The organism is Methylobacterium sp. Leaf117 (assembly GCF_001422985.1).
GTDB lineage: Bacteria > Pseudomonadota > Alphaproteobacteria > Rhizobiales > Beijerinckiaceae > Methylobacterium.
In genome coordinates, this window is record NZ_LMNL01000001.1 from 478,851 (window position 1) to 493,194 (window position 14,344).

Consider the following 14,344-nt stretch of genomic DNA (forward strand, 5'->3'; position numbering starts at 1 on the left):
GAGGGAGCATGCGCAACGGACACGAGGATCGGGGACCATCGTCATGGAACTTCACACCAGACCGACTGAGAGCGCCGGACCGGCCGGTGGCGCCGCCCTGTTCGGGCCACGCAGCCTTCGGCGCAGCTACGGCAGGGCCGCGGCCGAGGCGGCCATCGAGAATGGCCTGCTGCCGCACGAACTCTCCGCCCTTCTTGCCGGGCGCCGCGTGGTCGAGGCGTTCCCGGTGGCGGGCCGCGAGAGCCTTGCCGATTACGCCGACCGCGCCGTCGCCGAGATGATGGTGGCCTATGTGAGCCAACCCCTGGCCTGAGCCCGCCCATACCGGCAGGCGGGCGGGCCAGGTGCCGAGCGAACTCAAACGTAGAAACGCCCCGAGGATCGCTCCTCGGGGCGCGCTTCGACGAAAGCGGCCAGATGATCGGGACTGGGGAGCGCTTCGGCCGAACCGAGTGCTCTCGCGGTCTTAGTAGGCGCCGAACTTGTAGTTCAGGCCGGCGCGGACGACGGCGAACTCGGTCCCGCTGTTGCGGTTGGTGAAACCGGGCTGGCGGTAGAGCACGTTGTTGGTGTCGACGGCGTAGACGCCCGGGCTCTTGTTGCCCTGGTCGAGGTTCACGTACAGGCCTTCGACCTTGAGCGTGACGGCCGACGAGCGGAAGAAGTTCAGGAACGAGTCGGTGGGGAGCGCGTACTCGATACCGCCGCCAGCGGCCCAGCCGGTGCGGAAGCTGTCGTTGCCGCGGTAGCCGCCGAACGAACGCTCGTTGCTGCCGGCGCCGTAGGCGAAGCCGCCGGTGCCGTACACCAGGGTGCGGTCGAAGGCATAGCCGACGCGACCGCGGACGGTGCCGAAGTAGTCGAGACCGGCCGTGCCGCGCGGATCGACGAAGGTGACGCCGGGCGCGGGGGCGAAGCCGGGGGTCAGGATCGCGGCGGTGCGGCTGCGGCCGAAATCGACATACTGGGCGTCAGCCTCGACACCGACGACCAAGCCCGAACCCGGGGTGAACTGGTGGTTGTAGCCGATCTGACCGCCGCCCGTGAAACCCTCGTTGGAGTTGTTCGAGTAGGCGATCTGCGACGGGCTGCTCGGTCCGACATCGAGGTTCGGGAACACGTTGTTGAAGACGTTGCTCTGGTTCTTGGCCGTATCGAAACCGTAACCCGCGTTGAAGCCGGCATAGAAGCCGGTCCAGGTGAACACCGGCACCGGCACGAAAACCGGGGGAGCCGCGCGGCGGGGAAGATCGGCGGCCGAAGCTGCAGCCGTCAGGCCGGCGAGCACGGTGGAAGCGACGAGGATTTTCTTGATCATTGGTTTTCAGGCCCGGCTCGAAGACCGCATTCACGATGCGTGTAAAACTTGTCTATTCAGAGTCCAGGCGAGTCCCTAGTGCATCGATGCAACACTAGAGACTCGTTTGAGATTCCGATCGATTGTGTGAGGCACGGTCATATTCAGTGGATACGCCGATAAATTTCATGGAATGTTTATAAAAAGCAATCAGATCGGCTGCATAGCCCGAATCTTAGACGAAATATATTTTCTTCGACTCAGAGATATTATTTCAGTATTGATAGATAAGCCGGATGATTTGGACATAAACGGAAGAAACCATCTTCATTCAGGTCTTATCCGATTAATATTCAGACGGCTCCATCACGAAGACCTTCGGCGAGTTGCAGCGCTTCGAGCACAGCCTTGCCGATCCGGTCCGCTTCGTCTTCTCCAGCCGGGTTGGCGAGAACCACTGCCACATGCCTCGGAACCGACAGACCTTCGGCGCCGACCGTGACCTGCAACTCGTCGCCATGCGGTGCCTCGATGCGGCGCAATCCGACGCGAAGCCCCGCCGCCTCGCCGAACACCCGCTCCAGGCCCGCAAGCGCGGCCCGGCCGGTTCCGAAATCGCCGTTGATCACGTCAGCCATGAGGAAAAACCCTTGAGTTCCGCGGACGGGCCGCGGCGGACGGACGGCCCGGCATGGGCCGCCCGCGACGTCCTAGCGCTGCCGCTCAATGCAGCGCTAGGACGTCGACCATTCCCGCTTGACCTCCTCCGCCGGCCGATCAAGCCGCACGGTGCCGCCCTCGACGGAGTGCACGAAGTCCACGGGGATGAAGTGATGCAGGCCCCCGGCCTCCGGGTCCGTCTTGGTCAGCTTGATCTCGCCCTTGTCGACGTGATCGACCGTGCCGACATGGGCGCCATCGGAGCCCACCACGTTCGCGTGTTCCTTGATCTGCGCGACATCGACCATCGGTTTCACTCCCTGTTGCAATCTCAACGGGAGCGATGAGGCGGTGTTCCGAGAAGCGGACCGATCCAGCTTCAGTGGCTGGTCGAGGGCTCCCGGGGCCGTTCCCGGCGGGCCGCCCGGGCCATGTTGATGAGTTCGCGCGCCGTCAATCCGCGTGCCGGGAGATCGGTCTCCTCGGGCCGGGGGGTCATGAGGGGTCGACCCTGCGCAAGGCCGCTGGACCGGAGGTTCGAATCATGGCTGCGCCAGAGCCGGCGAAGGCGCTTCGCGCGCCCGTCCTTCGGTCCGCCCTGCGTTTCCACCGCCATGCATCGTCTCTCCGCGTCTGTTGCCGGCCGATAGCAAAGCTTGGCCGTGGGCGATATTCTTGAAGTGGGCGCGCCCCGCTCTAGGGGAGGCGGGTCGGCTGGCCCCGCGCCCTGGATCGGCGACGTTCACGCTTCCTTAACCCTGTTCGTTCACACAGGGGGCAAGCCGGTGGCGGTCTCGGACCACCTGACCGGCAACGGCCATGCTGCCGGGACCCTGTGACGCCGGATGTACGCGCACGGGAATCCGATCGGCATGGCCGTTGGCATTGGCCGTTGGCATTGGCCGGCCCATGTGCCGCCGGCGCGCGGCGCGTCTGAACCGTCTTCCGCTCATCGGCGTTGAACCGTCTGTCTCCCGGGCGTCCGCGCACAGGCGCAACGCCTCCACCCGACGGATACGGACGATCGACCATGGCCCTCTTCTTCGCCCTGTTCCTCATCGGAACCCCGATGGCTCTCGCCGCCTTCGAACTGTCCCGCCTTCGGGCGACGCGTCCCCTCTGAGCGGCGACGCCGGACGGCTGGCGCGGCCGTTCGTTGCACGTGCGGGTCAGCGGCCCTTGTGCGGCCTCAGCTTGCGCGGATCCGCAACGGCGTCGCGGCAGAACGGGTCGCCCTCGGCGTTGAGGTCGATGGCGCGCTGAAGCGCCATCTTGGCCTCGGACAGCTTGTCCTCCCGGGGGTTTTTGTCCTCCGAAGGTTTTTCGTCCTCAGGAGGGTTTTTCGGCCGCTCAACCTCGAGGCGGCTCAACTTCGGGAAAGGCGGGCGTGTTCACCGCGCTCCCGCCGGCCGGAGGGCGCAGGCGGGTCATCCGTACGGGGCGTGCGTCGCGAACAACGATGTCCTGTATTCGAAAACCGGATCTCTGAGCCTCGGAACTCGAACAACAACATTTCCTTGTATCCGCTCTCGTTATCGTCAAGCTGGAACTGGATATCCTCTGGTCGATTGATCTCGACACATCCCACCAGGGGGTCACATGCAGGACCAAACGCTGATCTTCGGCCTGGCACTGGCGACATTCGCCGTTGCCATCGCGGCCCTGCTCGTGATGCGGGTTCGCGTCGCGGCCAAGAAGAAGTCGCCGGAGCGCTCCGCCTTCGTCGAGACCCATGGCGGCCCGCCCCGGCCAAACCGGCCGGGTACCGAACACTGAGAGGCGGGAGATCGCGGGCGCCCCTGCGGCGCGGTCTCAGGGCTTTGCGGCACGCAGCTCCGGGTTTTTCAGCTGGCTGTAGGTGACGCTGGAAAAGCTGCCGATCACCGCGTGCCAGCCGGCCTTGTCGTAGCGCGGATCCTGGCGAGCGGCCTTGCAGAAGGCGGTCGTCAGCCCGTTGACGATGTCGTCGCCCTTCGCTTCCGGCGCGGCCGCCCGGATCTTCGGCAGCAGCGCGTCGATCACCGGGATGAAATTCTCCGGCTCCAGGCCGGCAAGGCTTTGGGCTGCGCCGGATTCGGCGATGGCCTTGGCCACCTCCGGCTGAGCGATCTCGGCGCAGGGCGCGCTCCCGGCCAGCATGGTCTCGGTGGCTTTGCGCGACGTGGCGACGATGCCGCGCTCGCTGATCACCGGGGCGGCGTTGCCCCAGGCATTGCGGACATAGTCGGTGACGTCGGCGACCTCCTGGTCGGTCATGCCGACGCCGATGGCCGGCATCGGCGCGTAGCCGTTCTGCGCCGCGAGGCCGCCGAGGATCACGCGGATGACCGTCTCCGGCCCCTGCGCCTGCACCGAGGTGTTGCCGGCGAGCGCCGGGATCGCGCCCTCGACGCCCCGGCCGTCCGGTTTGTGGCAGGACGAGCAGTAGCTGAGATAGGTCGCGGCGCCGGGGGCGTCGGCCTGATTGAAGGCCTGGATGTCCTTGACCTTGTAGCTCTCCTTGGCCTTCTGCGTGCGCAGGTAGGCCACCATCGCCTTCAGATCGGCATCGGTCAGCTTGGACAGCGATTCCTCGATGGTCTGGCGCATCGGCCCGGCCGCGACGCCGGGCTGCTTGCCGGGCGCGGCCCCGGTCTTGAGGTAGGTCACCACCTGTTCGTCGCTCCAGGCGCCGATGCCGGTGTGGTCGTCCGGCGTGATGTTGGGCGCGTACCACCCATCGATGACGCCGCCGCCGAGCTTGCCGGCCAGCCCGCTGTTGCCCACGATCTTGTTGGCGTTGTGACACATGCCGCAATGGCCGAGCCCCTCGACGAGGTAGCCGCCGCGATTGACCTCGGGGCTCGCCTGCGGATCGGGCTGAAACTCGCCCGCCGTGAAGAAGGCGGTGCGCCAGGTGATCAGCGCGGTGCGGATGTTAAACGGGAACGGGATCTCGGAGGGCTTGCGCGGCTCGTGCACCGCCGGCAGCGACTTCAAATAGGCAAAGATCGCGTCGGAATCGGCCCGCGTGACCTTGGTGTACCAAGCGAACGGGAAGGCCGGATAGAGATAGGAACCGTCCTTGGTGATGCCCTCGTGGAAGGCGCGGTAGAAGTCGTCGGCGCTCCATCGCCCGAGGCCGGTCTCCGGGTCGGGGGTGAGGTTGGGCGTCCGGATCTTACCGATCGGCGTGTTGAGCACGTAGTTGCCGGCGAACGGCTTGCCGTCCGGCGCGGTGTGGCAGGCGACGCAATCCCCGGCGGTGGCGAGGTACTCGCCGCGCTTGATCAGGTCGGCATCGGCGGAGGCCGGGGCGGCGCTCTGGGCCGCGGCGGCATGAGCACCGAGGGCCAGGGCAACAGCCGCGAGGGCGGGGCGATTCAGCACCCGCCAGGGCCTGAGCGGGAGAGCGGGGCGGCGATATCTCATGGCGTCTCTCCGGATCGGGCTGTGCGGGGATCGGTCAGGGGCTTGGATCGGGGGCGGCCCTGGGTTCGGGTTCGCGCCGGCGGACGGGTCGGGCAGCGAAGCGTGGCGGTCTCGCGAACAGTCCGAGGCGCAGGGCCATCTCGGCACCGTGCGCCAGCCCGGACACGGCGAGGCCTCCGGCGATGGCAGGCCACGCCGCGCCGGTCAGCGCGGCGCGTAGGGCCAGCATCAGAGCCGCACCCGAGCCGAGATTGAACAGGAGCGCGACCGGCCAGGTGCCCCGCACCCGTCGGCTCCACAGGATCAGGGCCAGGGCCTCGATCGCGACCAGGAGCAGGATGGCATCGAGGAGGTGCCCGCTGGCCAGAAGCGCCTCCATGTCAGGCGCGCCGGAACGGGCCGTTGAGGCGGACGATCGCCCGGTTGAGGCAGGCGGCGATGCCGACCCAGACGAGATAGGGCAGCAACAGGGACGCAGCCAAGCCCGAGACCCGGACGGTGACCAGGATCAGCACCGCGATCGAGAGCCACAGGAACAGCACCTCGACGAAGGCCCAGTCCGGACGGCGCAGGCGAAAGAACAGGCCGCTCCAGGCGATGTTGAGCACGGCGTTGACGACGTACGCCGCCACCAATGCGCTCCGGGCCGGGACGCTCGCGTCGGCGTTCCAGGCGAGCACGGCCGAGATCGCCGTCAGGGTGAAGATCGTGGTCCAGACCGGACCGAAGGCCCAGTCCGGCGGCTTCCAGGCCGGGCGCCGAAGCGCCTGGTACCAGGGTCCGGTGGTGGTCAGGAGCCCGCCCGCCAGGGCCACCAGGATGGCCGAAACGGCGGCGATGCCGGCTGGTCCCCACAGCACGGCCATCATGGCGAGACCCAGCGGAACAGGTGCGCCAGATCCTTGAAGAAGATGCGCGCATGGGCGGCGGGCTTGGCCCGCACCAGCTCCTTGTTCATGTAGGAATCCCAGGTGAGCTGCTGCACGTCCCGGTCGCGGCAGATGGAGACGAAGCGCTCGCGCAGGCCGTCGTTGCGGTACCAGACGCCCTGCATGATCCGCAGGATCAGGAAGACTCGGCCATGCAGGCGCATGAACCGGCGACGCGCGCCGGCAAGCGCCCTGGCCTGCCCGGTGGCGAGGAAGGCTTGCGCCGCCTCGGCCGCGAGGCGCCCGCCGAGCATCGCATAGTAGATGCCCTCGCCGGAGGCCGGTGCCACGATGCCGGCGGCGTCCCCGGTGAGCAGGACGTCGCGGCCGTTGTCCCACCGGCGCAGGGGTTTGAGGGGAAGCGGCGCGCCCTCGCGCCGGACGGTCTCGCCGCCCTCGAGGCCGGTGGAGGCCCGCAGCGCCCGGATGGCGCCCCGGAGGGAGAACCCCTTGCGGGCGCTGCCGGTGCCGATGCTCACGGTGTCGCCGTGCGGGAAGACCCAGGCGTAGAAGTCGGGCGAGAGCTTGCCCTGGTAATAGACGTCGCAGCGGGTGGCCTCGACATCGTGGGTTCCGGTCTCGGGGAGCCGGACGATCTCGTGATAGGCGAAGACCTGGCGCATGGCGGCGTGGCCCGGGATCTCGGCCCGGCCGACCGGGGAACTCGCTCCGTCGGCGCCGATGACGAGGCGCGTCCGCGCGGCGCGGGGATAGCCGTCCTGGAGATAGTGAACGGTGGTGCCGTCGCCGTCGCGCTCGATGTGGCGGAAGGTGGCCGGGCGCAGCACCGCCCCGGCGGCGGCGGCGCGCGCGCGCAGCCACGGATCGAAATCGGCCCGGTCGACCATGCCGACGAAGCCGTCCCCGATCGGCATGTCGACCCGCTTGTCCTTGGGCGAGACCATGCGGGCGGAGCGGATGCGGGCGACGAGGAGATGATCGGGAATGGCGAAGTCGCGGATCAGGCGGGGCGGGATCGCGCCGCCGCAGGGCTTGATCCGGCCCGGCTTGTCGAGGAGCAGAACGCGCCTGCCTTCACGGGCGAGGTCGGTAGCGGCCGTGGCGCCGGCGGGGCCACCGCCCACCACCACCACGTCGTAGGTCTCCCCATCGGTATCCCGAAGCGCGGCCATGGTCCGGTCTCGCAGCATGGTCCTACCTCGCAGAAAGCGTTGCCTCGAAGGATGTCGCGGATCGCCGGGCGCGCGGGACCTGCGTCGCCGGAGCGTGGGAGATCCGCAGGGCGAGCCCTGCGGCGAACACGAACAGGACAGCCTCGGCGGCGAACACGCCCGCATAGGCATCGACCACCCGCGGGGTGACGAGGCGCGCGAGATCCACCGCCACCGTGCCCAGAAATCCACCGGCCCCGAAGGCGACGCCCTGAGCCGCGCCCCAGACACCCATGCGGGTCCCGCGCTCGGCCTCGCCACCGGCACCGGCCAGGGCCATCATCGAGCCGATGGCGGCCACCGCGAAGATGCCGTTGAACACCCCGAGGGCGAAGACCGGCACCCGCAGCGGAAAGTCGGCGCCGATCAGGCCGCCCCCCGCGATGGCGAGAAGGGCGAGGGCCGAGCCGGCGCAGCCGAGCGTGGTCCACAGCTTGAGCGATCCGAGCACCGGCCCGCCGATCCCCATGGTGACGCCCGCCACCGTAAGCATGCCGGCCAGCACGCCGCCATGCTGCAGGCCGGCAAGCTTGGTGGTGACGCCGGGCGTCATCGCGAAGACGAGGCCGGCAAAGGGTTCGAGGATGAGTTCCTGGGCGCTGTAGGCCAGCATCGCCATGAAGATGAAGATCGTGAAGCGGCGCGATTCGGGTTCGGCCCAGACGCGCGCCAGCACGTCGCGGAACGGGCGCTTCTCGGTCGAGCCGGCGCTGTCGGCGATCCGGGCCGCCGGCTCGACGCCCCGGATCGCCAGCCACGCGACTCCGAAGGCGATCAGCGAGACCGTGCCGGAGACGGCGACCAGCCGGGCGCCCGAGAACGGATCGAGGAAATGCCCGGCCAGCGGTGCGGTGATGGCGAAGCCCGCGATCATCATCACCCACACGACGGTGGCGGCCGCGCCCCGGCGCCTCGCCTCGACACCGGTGGCGAGAAGCACCAGGAGCGAGGTGCCGGCGGCCCCTGCGCCCATGCCCACGGTGAGAAACGACAGCACCGCAAGGGCGAGGCCGGCGGTCTGATGCGTCTCGGCCAGCGCGGTGGCGACGGCGGCGCCGAAGCCCCCGAGGGCCAGGGCCGCCATGCCGCCGACGATCCAGGGCGTGCGCCGCCCGGTGCGGTCGGAGCCGTAGCCCCAGCGCGGGCGCAGCACCTGCACGGCGTAGTGCAGGGCGACCAACGCCCCCGGCACGATGGCCGGCAGGGCGAGTTCCACGACCATGACGCGGTTGATGGTCGAGGTCATCAGCACCACGACGGAGCCGAGCGCGGTCTGGACCAGGCCGAGTCGGGCGATGGCGAGCCAGCCGAAGGACGCGGATGCCATCAGAAACCTCCCTGGACCAGGGGCCGGAGGGCGAAGGCCGCCACCAGCATGCCGAGGACGTAGAGCGTGGTCCCCGTGCCGTTGTACCAAGCGGCTCGCTCCCGTGGTGCGGCGAGGAGCCGGCGCATCAGCACGAACTGTCCGATCAGCAGGGCGCCGATGACGGCGGCGTGCCAGGGCCGGTTCCAGGCGAACAACCCGAGAATGACGGCGACTTGCGGCACCGCCATGACCAGGCAGGCGAGGCGGGCGGCGCCGAGGGTGCCGAGTTGCACGGGCAGCGAGCGGATGCCGGTGCGGCCGTCGCCCTCGACCGACTTGAAGTCGTTGAGGGTCATGATGCCGTGGGCACCGACCGAGTAGAGCAGGGCGATCAGCAGCACCCGGCGGTCCGGCACCGACGCGGCCATCACGGCGGCGCCGGTGAACCAGGGCAGGCCCTCGTAGCACAGGGCGACCGCCGAGTTGCCCCACCAGCCATTGCGCTTCAGGCGCAGGGGCGGGGCGCTGTAGATCCAGGCCAGGACGAGGCCGACCAGGGCGGCACCGAGAATCCAGGGACCGAGCGCCGCCGCGACCAGGAGCGACAGGACGGTCCATCCGGCCGCAACGTAGAGGCCCCAGCGCCCGGGCATCCGCCCGGAGGGAATCGGCCGGTTGGGTTCGTTGATGGCGTCGACGTGCCGGTCGTACCAGTCGTTGACCGCCTGTGAGGTGGCGCAGACCAGGGGTCCGGCCAGGATCACGCCGGCGGCGATCACCGGCCATTGCCCGGAGGGCGAGGCGCCCGAGGAAACCACGCCGCAGGTGAAGGCCCACATCGGCGCGAACCAAGTGATCGGCTTCAGAAGCTCGATGAGGGCGCTGGGTGCCGGCGTTGCCATGGAGACGACGCTAGATATTTACACCCACGAGTGTCAAGTTTGATTTACAACAATGTCGCGACGTCGACCATGCCGGTCGCGGACGGAGCGACGGCGATCAGACGCGGCGCGACGGGTTGGCCCCAGAGGCGCGCAGTCGCCCCCGCCCATCAGGCGTCGTCGGCGACGTCCCGGCCATCGAGATCGCCGATGCCGTAGCGATGCATCTTGGCGTAGAGGCCCTGCCGGCTCAGCCCGAGCATCTCGGCGGCCGAAGCGCGATTGTCGCGGGTGATGCGCAAGGCAGCCTCGATGCACAGGCGCTCGATCAGATCGGTCGATTCGCGCACCAGGTTCTTCATGGAGACGCGGCCGACCAGCTCCGTCATCTGCTCGACGGAGCGCGGCAGTTCACGCCCGCCGGAGACCGGCGCGGCCCGGCGCGGCGTAGCCCGCAGGGTGAAGCCGAGGCAGGGATGGCTTCCGCCGGTGACGGAAACGGCCGCGACCTCGACATCCTCGACGCCGCCATAGGCGCCGCGGATATGGGTCGGGAAGTGCCGGACCAAGCCGTGCTGGGCCAGCGTCGCGAACAGGGCGGAGGCCTCCGATTCTTCGCGGCCCAGCCAGGTCTCCAGGGGCTGGCCCCGCACCTGCTCCTCGGTGGCGAGTTGCACCAGATCGAGGAAGGCCGGATTGGCGGAGAGCACGCGCCGGGCCGGATCGGTCACGACGAACCCCTCGGGCAGGTTGCGCAGGACATCCAGCGCGCCGATGCCCGCGCGCGCCGCGCCCGCCTCCAGCGCCACCGTGTCGGGCGCGGCGAGCCGGAGCAGCACGCTGGTGGCGTTCTCCTGCCGGAACAGCGAGGCGGCGACACGGACCGAGCCGCGACCCTGGCTGAGCGCTGCATCGAGGTCGGCGGCCTGACCGGTCACCCGCAGCCCGGCGAACAGCGATTCGAGGTCCCGCAGGCTGGCGCCGTCGAACAGGTCGACCGCATCCTGCCCGACGATGCGCTTCTCCGCCCGGCCGATCAGCCGCGAGGCGGCAGGATTGACGTCGGTGACGCGTCGGGTCGCCGCATCCACCACCAGCACCGGCTCCGACCCGAGTTGGAACAGCAGGCGGTAGCGGGTTTCGGCCCCGCGCATGCGCAGGTAGTCGCGCTCCAGGGCCTGCTGCGTCTCGGCCAGGGTCCGTTGCAGCGAAGCCATGGCCCGCAGGTTGCGCCCGAGGACAAGGATCTGCCCGTCCTTGGCGAGTCGCATGGCGGCGTAACGCACGGGCAGGTCTGTGCCGGTCGGCGAAATGTGGTTGACCTGGCGCCAGCGCGTGACCGCACCGGGAGCCGCATCCTTCAGAAGGGCGGCGATCTTCGGGCGACTCTCGACCGTGACCGTCTCGACCCAGGGCCGGCCGAGCCAGGCCTCGCACCCCTCATCCGCGAGATCGGCGCTGCCGAAGGTCGCTTCCCGGATGACCCCCTCAGCGTCGATCACCAGGGAGAGATCCGTCGCGGCAGCCACCAGCAGCCCGGCCGCCTGAGCGTCGAGAGGACCGAGGGATTTTTGAAGCGCCGCGAGCGCATGGCTCGCGGCAGGAAGCGCCAGGCTGGTCACGGATCACCACGTCGGGATGTGGTCGGATGGGTCGGATCGAGATCTTGTGATCGATGCGATCGATCGGATACGTCTTTCAGCAGGGTATGGGCGACAGATCAAGCAAGCATTCCGCCACGGACACGGCGTGTCGCGCGTCGCCGGCGCTCGCGTCGGCGCCGACGCACCGGAAGCTCTCGGGATCGGTCGCGAAGGCGGGGCCGCCGACCATCACCCGGACGGCCGCGTTGCGGGAGTGACGGCGCAGGGCCGCGACGGTCTCGGTCATCCGGGGGAACAGCGTCTCGCAGGCGAGCGAGAGACCGACGATGTCGAACCAGCCCTCGCGAATCCGCCGCAGGCTGACGTCGTCCGGCTCGGCGGCGGTGCAGGTGACGGACCACCCGGCCTCCCGGAAAAATCGTTCGACGACCGTGAGGCCGAACCTGTGGGAATCTCCGGGGCAGGGCAGCAGGAGGATCCTGCGATGACTCCGGACGACCGTCGGCTCGCCGCCGAAGCGGCTGGTCATCTCGCGCATGATTCGCTGCAGGCGACCCATGGCGCGCGTCACCTCCACGAAGTCGCAGAGATCGTCTTCCCACAGCGTGCCGAGGTGGCGCGCCGTCGGCGCCAGAAGGTCGAGGAGCAGGCTTTCGGGACCGAGACCGGTCGCCAGCAGTTCGGTCAGACGGGACTCGAGGTCGTCGCCGGCCGGGGCCAGCATCAGCGCCGTGAACGCCGCAATCTGCACGGCATCCGGCAAAATATTGCTGGTTTGCGGCGGTGGCTCGATCTGATGCGCCAGCATCAGGCGCGGAATGATCTCCGTCTCGACCACGCGCGCCAAGTCCCGCTGCAGGCGCATCGCCTGACCGAAGACCGCTAGCTGCGCGCCGATTCCGGCATCGTACAGGTCGCTGACATCACGACCGGTCGGTTCGTAGCGCAAACAATCGCCGAACTGCCTCACATCATCCATTGGTCCCTCCCAATGTCGCTGACGGGGTAAAATTCGGTTCGATCTTGCGCGTCGAATTCCGGAATTTCGAAAGATCCGCCTCGATACTCCGGCGACGGGAGGGCTGGTGTCCCAGCACTTGTGATCGAGCGACACGATACCTGCTCGAACTGCTTTTTCAATATCCGTTTTATAACTATTCTGCATTCAATCTGTCATCTCATTTTGACGTAAAGCTGGCTTGACACTCGGGGATACCCTTTCTAACCTCCCTTCAACGAGCCCCGGCGACCCGGTCGCAAGGTGCTCAGAAAGGGGGCGATCAGCATGATCCGGAAAGCGGACAGGCCCAGGCGACCCCTCTACGACGCCGATGAGCGCGCCCGGCGCGATGCCACGCCCTGGACCTTGGTTCAGGGCATTCTCGCTCCCCTCCAATTCCTGGTGTTCGCGATCAGCCTCGGGCTCGTTCTCAGGACCCTGTCGACCGGGGAGGGCGCCTTTGCCGCCAACCTCTCCGTCGTGGTGAAGACCCTCGTCCTCTACGCCATCATGATCACCGGCTCGATCTGGGAGAAGGCGGTCTTCGGGCGCTACCTGTTCGCCCCCGCCTTCTACTGGGAGGACATGGTCAGCATGCTGGTGCTGGCCCTGCACACCGCCTACCTGGCGGCCCTCGCCACCGGCGCCCTCGACACCGCGGGCCTGATGGTTCTGGCGCTCGCCGCCTACGCGTCCTACGCCGTCAACGCCGCGCAGTTCGTGCTCAAGCTCCGAGCCGCCCGGCTCCAGGCCACGCCCAGCCGCCTCGTCGCGGGGGCCGCCCGATGAACGCCCACGCGCCGCTCCAGACCCGTCCCATCGGGCCGGCCCCGCAGACCGGCTGCGACATCCGCCAGGAGCGGGGCCAGCGCGCCGTGTTCTGCGGCTTGACCGGCATCGTCTGGCTGCACCGCAAGATCCAGGATGCCTTCTTCCTGGTGGTCGGCTCGCGCACCTGCGCACACCTGATCCAGTCGGCCGCCGGCGTGATGATCTTCGCCGAGCCGCGCTTCGCCACCGCGATCCTCGACGAGCGCGACCTTGCCGGCCTCGTCGATGCCAACGAGGAACTCGACCGGGTCGTCGGGCGCCTGATCGAGCGCCGCCCCGACATCCGGCTGCTGTTCCTCGTGGGCTCGTGCCCCTCGGAGGTGATCAAGCTCGATCTCTCGCGGGCGGCCCAGCGCCTCACCCGCAGCTTCCATCCCGGCGTGCGCGTGCTGAGCTACTCGGGCAGCGGCATCGAGACGACCTTTACGCAGGGCGAAGATGCCTGTCTCGCCGCCCTGGTGCCCGAGATGCCGCGGGCAGACGAGACCGCCGCGCCCTCGCTCCTCGTGGTCGGCGCCCTGGCCGACGTGGTCGAGGACCAGTTCGCCCGCCTCTTCGCCGATCTCGGCATCGCCGACGTGGCCTTCCTGCCGGCGCGCCGGGCCGGCGATCTGCCGGTGCTCGGCGCGAACACCCGCTACCTCCTCGCCCAGCCCTTCCTGGCCGAGACCGCCCGGGCCCTGGAAGCGCGTGGCGCTGTGCGGATCGGCGCCCCGTTCCCCCTGGGGTCGGAGGGCACCACCAGCTGGCTCGCCGCCGCCGCCGAGGCCTTCGGCATCGATCGCGAGACCGTCGCGCGCGTCACCGCGCCGGGACGAGCGCGGGCCGCCATCGCCCTCGACCTCTACCGCGAACGGCTTTCGGCCAAGCGGATGTTCTTCTTCCCCGACTCGCAGCTCGAACTGCCGCTCGCCCGCTTCCTGTCGCGCGAGATGGGCGCCGAGCTGATCGAGGTCGGCACGCCCTACCTGCACCGCCAGCACCACGCGCCCGAACTGGCCCTGCTGCCGGCCGGCACGCAGGTGGTGGAGGGCCAAAACCTCGATGCGCAGATGGATCGCTGCCGGGCCGCAAAGCCCGACCTGACAATCTGCGGCCTCGGCCTCGCCAATCCGCTGGAGGCGGAGGGCCTGGCGACCAAGTGGTCGATCGAACTGCTGTTCACGCCGATCCAGGGCTACGACCAAGCCGGCGACCTCGCCGAATTGTTCGCGCGGCCACTCAAGCGCCGCGCGCGGCTGGAGGTCTGA

Annotated in this window: 17 protein-coding genes; 4 read left to right on the top strand and 13 right to left on the bottom strand. The window is 68.8% G+C overall.

Annotation, left to right across the window (positions count from 1 at the left end):
* The first annotated feature begins 43 nt into the window (after window positions 1-43).
* Window positions 44-313, top strand: coding sequence for a hypothetical protein (locus ASF57_RS02115; protein ID WP_056186531.1), 270 nt, complete (start codon window positions 44-46; stop codon window positions 311-313).
* A 153-nt stretch (window positions 314-466) separates the two neighbouring features.
* Here ASF57_RS02115 and ASF57_RS02120 read toward each other — a convergent pair whose 3' ends face one another.
* The 5 genes from ASF57_RS02120 to ASF57_RS02140 all read right to left on the bottom strand — a co-directional run bounded on the left by ASF57_RS02120 (window position 467) and on the right by ASF57_RS02140 (window position 3,327).
* Window positions 467-1,318, bottom strand: coding sequence for a porin family protein (locus ASF57_RS02120; RefSeq protein ID WP_200935795.1), 852 nt, complete (start codon window positions 1,316-1,318; stop codon window positions 467-469).
* 332 nt (window positions 1,319-1,650) lie between these two features.
* A complete protein-coding gene (locus ASF57_RS02125; protein ID WP_056479404.1) occupies window positions 1,651-1,935 on the bottom strand; it encodes a hypothetical protein in 285 nt (94 codons plus the stop codon).
* A 96-nt stretch (window positions 1,936-2,031) separates the two neighbouring features.
* Entirely contained in the window at window positions 2,032-2,265 is a 234-nt protein-coding gene (locus ASF57_RS02130; RefSeq protein ID WP_056479407.1) for a DUF2171 domain-containing protein, read from the bottom strand.
* Between the two features lie 71 nt (window positions 2,266-2,336).
* A complete protein-coding gene (locus ASF57_RS02135; RefSeq protein ID WP_056186522.1) occupies window positions 2,337-2,573 on the bottom strand; it encodes a hypothetical protein in 237 nt (78 codons plus the stop codon).
* Window positions 2,574-3,126: 553 nt separating this feature from the next.
* The gene (locus ASF57_RS02140; protein WP_056479410.1) at window positions 3,127-3,327 is read right to left on the bottom strand and encodes a hypothetical protein; all 201 of its coding nucleotides are present in this window, start codon (window positions 3,325-3,327) and stop codon (window positions 3,127-3,129) included.
* 229 nt (window positions 3,328-3,556) lie between these two features.
* On the opposite strand from ASF57_RS02140, the gene ASF57_RS26315 reads away from it, so the two are divergent.
* On the top strand, window positions 3,557-3,733 hold the full coding sequence (locus tag ASF57_RS26315) for a hypothetical protein (protein WP_200935796.1): 177 nt from the start codon (window positions 3,557-3,559) through the stop codon (window positions 3,731-3,733).
* A gap of 36 nt (window positions 3,734-3,769) precedes the next feature.
* Here the strand turns inward: ASF57_RS26315 and ASF57_RS02145 are convergent, their stop codons facing one another.
* The 8 genes from ASF57_RS02145 to ASF57_RS02180 form a co-directional block, all read right to left on the bottom strand.
* On the bottom strand, window positions 3,770-5,368 hold the full coding sequence (locus ASF57_RS02145; protein WP_056479420.1) for a cytochrome c: 1,599 nt from the start codon (window positions 5,366-5,368) through the stop codon (window positions 3,770-3,772).
* A 34-nt stretch (window positions 5,369-5,402) separates the two neighbouring features.
* Window positions 5,403-5,747 carry a hypothetical protein gene (locus ASF57_RS02150; protein ID WP_200935797.1) on the bottom strand — a complete coding sequence of 115 codons (345 nt, stop codon included), beginning with the start codon at window positions 5,745-5,747 and terminating at the stop codon, window positions 5,403-5,405.
* Window position 5,748: 1 nt separating this feature from the next.
* Window positions 5,749-6,237: a TspO/MBR family protein gene (locus tag ASF57_RS02155; protein WP_056479425.1), complete on the bottom strand. Its 489-nt coding sequence runs from the start codon at window positions 6,235-6,237 to the stop codon at window positions 5,749-5,751.
* Window positions 6,234-7,430 (bottom strand): geranylgeranyl diphosphate reductase, encoded by a 1,197-nt coding sequence (locus ASF57_RS02160; RefSeq protein WP_056480170.1) that lies wholly within the window; start codon window positions 7,428-7,430, stop codon window positions 6,234-6,236. Before ASF57_RS02160 ends, ASF57_RS02155 begins: the two co-directional genes overlap by 4 nt.
* Window positions 7,431-7,452: 22 nt before the next feature.
* Window positions 7,453-8,796 carry a BCD family MFS transporter gene (locus tag ASF57_RS02165; RefSeq protein ID WP_056186514.1) on the bottom strand — a complete coding sequence of 448 codons (1,344 nt, stop codon included), beginning with the start codon at window positions 8,794-8,796 and terminating at the stop codon, window positions 7,453-7,455.
* The gene (chlG, locus tag ASF57_RS02170) at window positions 8,796-9,680 is read right to left on the bottom strand and encodes a chlorophyll synthase ChlG (RefSeq protein WP_056186512.1); all 885 of its coding nucleotides are present in this window, start codon (window positions 9,678-9,680) and stop codon (window positions 8,796-8,798) included. Before chlG ends, ASF57_RS02165 begins: the two co-directional genes overlap by 1 nt.
* 149 nt (window positions 9,681-9,829) lie before the next feature.
* On the bottom strand, window positions 9,830-11,281 hold the full coding sequence (gene ppsR / locus ASF57_RS02175) for a transcriptional regulator PpsR (RefSeq protein WP_056479428.1): 1,452 nt from the start codon (window positions 11,279-11,281) through the stop codon (window positions 9,830-9,832).
* Window positions 11,282-11,357: 76 nt separating this feature from the next.
* The gene (locus tag ASF57_RS02180) at window positions 11,358-12,428 is read right to left on the bottom strand and encodes a cobalamin B12-binding domain-containing protein (protein WP_244476774.1); all 1,071 of its coding nucleotides are present in this window, start codon (window positions 12,426-12,428) and stop codon (window positions 11,358-11,360) included.
* 120 nt (window positions 12,429-12,548) lie between these two features.
* Between ASF57_RS02180 and bchF the strand changes: the two genes are divergently transcribed.
* Both bchF and ASF57_RS02190 read left to right on the top strand, forming a co-directional pair.
* The gene (bchF, locus tag ASF57_RS02185; RefSeq protein WP_056479431.1) at window positions 12,549-13,052 is read left to right on the top strand and encodes a 2-vinyl bacteriochlorophyllide hydratase; all 504 of its coding nucleotides are present in this window, start codon (window positions 12,549-12,551) and stop codon (window positions 13,050-13,052) included.
* Window positions 13,049-14,344 (top strand): ferredoxin:protochlorophyllide reductase (ATP-dependent) subunit N, encoded by a 1,296-nt coding sequence (locus ASF57_RS02190; RefSeq protein ID WP_056479434.1) that lies wholly within the window; start codon window positions 13,049-13,051, stop codon window positions 14,342-14,344. The genes bchF and ASF57_RS02190 overlap by 4 nt, the downstream gene beginning before the upstream one ends.

What these genes read in the sequence shown, in the direction of transcription:
- ASF57_RS02115 (WP_056186531.1), top strand. Translation starts at nt 44, where the DNA reads ATGGAACTTCACACCAGACCGACTGAGAGCGCCGGACCGGCCGGTGGC.
- ASF57_RS02120 (WP_200935795.1), bottom strand. Translation starts at nt 1,318, where the DNA reads ATGATCAAGAAAATCCTCGTCGCTTCCACCGTGCTCGCCGGCCTGACG.
- ASF57_RS02125 (WP_056479404.1), bottom strand. Translation starts at nt 1,935, where the DNA reads ATGGCTGACGTGATCAACGGCGATTTCGGAACCGGCCGGGCCGCGCTT.
- ASF57_RS02130 (WP_056479407.1), bottom strand. Translation starts at nt 2,265, where the DNA reads ATGGTCGATGTCGCGCAGATCAAGGAACACGCGAACGTGGTGGGCTCC.
- ASF57_RS02135 (WP_056186522.1), bottom strand. Translation starts at nt 2,573, where the DNA reads ATGGCGGTGGAAACGCAGGGCGGACCGAAGGACGGGCGCGCGAAGCGC.
- ASF57_RS26315 (WP_200935796.1), top strand. Translation starts at nt 3,557, where the DNA reads ATGCAGGACCAAACGCTGATCTTCGGCCTGGCACTGGCGACATTCGCC.
- ASF57_RS02145 (WP_056479420.1), bottom strand. Translation starts at nt 5,368, where the DNA reads ATGAGATATCGCCGCCCCGCTCTCCCGCTCAGGCCCTGGCGGGTGCTG.
- ASF57_RS02150 (WP_200935797.1), bottom strand. Translation starts at nt 5,747, where the DNA reads ATGGAGGCGCTTCTGGCCAGCGGGCACCTCCTCGATGCCATCCTGCTC.
- ASF57_RS02155 (WP_056479425.1), bottom strand. Translation starts at nt 6,237, where the DNA reads ATGATGGCCGTGCTGTGGGGACCAGCCGGCATCGCCGCCGTTTCGGCC.
- ASF57_RS02160 (WP_056480170.1), bottom strand. Translation starts at nt 7,430, where the DNA reads ATGGCCGCGCTTCGGGATACCGATGGGGAGACCTACGACGTGGTGGTG.
- ASF57_RS02165 (WP_056186514.1), bottom strand. Translation starts at nt 8,796, where the DNA reads ATGGCATCCGCGTCCTTCGGCTGGCTCGCCATCGCCCGACTCGGCCTG.
- chlG (WP_056186512.1), bottom strand. Translation starts at nt 9,680, where the DNA reads ATGGCAACGCCGGCACCCAGCGCCCTCATCGAGCTTCTGAAGCCGATC.
- ASF57_RS02180 (WP_244476774.1), bottom strand. Translation starts at nt 12,428, where the DNA reads ATGCAGAATAGTTATAAAACGGATATTGAAAAAGCAGTTCGAGCAGGT.
- bchF (WP_056479431.1), top strand. Translation starts at nt 12,549, where the DNA reads ATGATCCGGAAAGCGGACAGGCCCAGGCGACCCCTCTACGACGCCGAT.
- ASF57_RS02190 (WP_056479434.1), top strand. Translation starts at nt 13,049, where the DNA reads ATGAACGCCCACGCGCCGCTCCAGACCCGTCCCATCGGGCCGGCCCCG.